The sequence below is a fragment of the Burkholderia sp. BCC1977 genome, assembly GCF_905339595.1.
Lineage (GTDB): Bacteria > Pseudomonadota > Gammaproteobacteria > Burkholderiales > Burkholderiaceae > Burkholderia.
The window spans coordinates 1-258 of the sequence record NZ_CAJPGQ010000209.1 but is presented as its reverse complement, the minus strand read 5'-3'; the positions used below and the strand labels follow the sequence as shown (position 1 = coordinate 258).

The following is a 258-nucleotide window of genomic DNA, read 5'->3' as shown; positions in this document are numbered from 1 at the left end:
TCGGTCGAGCTGAGGCCGGTGGACAACGAGCTGATGCCGGTCGAGGTCGAGGTGGACAGCGAGCTGATCGAGCTGGTTGCCGACGAGAGACCGGTCGACGTCGAAGTCGACAGCGAGGCGACCGAGCTGTCGGTCGAGCTGAGCCCCGTGGACAACGAGCTGATGCCGGTCGAGGTCGACGTGGACAGCGAGCTGATCGAGCTGGTCGCCGACGAGAGGCCGGTCGACGTGGAGGTCGACAGGGATGCCACCGAGCTG

The 258-nt window shown here is 66.7% G+C and carries 1 protein-coding gene; it reads left to right on the top strand.

Annotation, left to right across the window (positions count from 1 at the left end):
* Positions 1–18 precede the first annotated feature (18 nt).
* Positions 19–258: hypothetical protein (locus tag U5771_RS35500; protein WP_322028227.1), on the top strand; the 240-nt coding region annotated here is incomplete at its 3' end.